Here is a 364-nt window from a genome sequence, read left to right as displayed (position 1 = left end):
TCCTTCAAGGTGTTCGACCAGGTGTGGGTGATGACCGAAGGCGGTCCGGGAACCGCGACGCTGACCGTCGTCACGTTCATCTACACCCGCCTGCTGACCGACGTGGGCGTCGCCTCCGCCGCCTCGGTGGTCCTGTTCGTGATCCTCCTGACGATCACCCTCGTCCGGCTGAAGCTGACCTCCCGGGAGGAGTCGTGAGCAAGTCCCCGAAGCGTCTCGCCCCGACCCTGTGGCTGACCGTCGCCGGCGTCTTCGCCGGACTCCCGGTGCTCTGGATGCTGCTGACCTCCTTCCAGCCCCTGGAGGAACTGGTCGGCAACGGGCGGCACCTGATCCCCGGGAGCCTGACCCTGGGCGCCTACCG

1 pseudogene is annotated in these 364 nt (G+C 67.9%); it reads left to right on the top strand.

Features of this window, described 5'->3' with window-relative positions:
* Positions 1–198, top strand: a pseudogene (locus PUR56_RS00045) (sugar ABC transporter permease); the annotation flags it as partial.
* Between the last annotated feature and the right edge of the window lie 166 nt (positions 199–364).

Origin of the sequence: Streptomyces sp. BE303 (assembly GCF_036290945.1) — a bacterium.
In the GTDB taxonomy this organism is placed as follows: Bacteria; Actinomycetota; Actinomycetes; order Streptomycetales; family Streptomycetaceae; genus Kitasatospora.
This window is presented reverse-complemented; position numbering and strand designations above follow the sequence as displayed.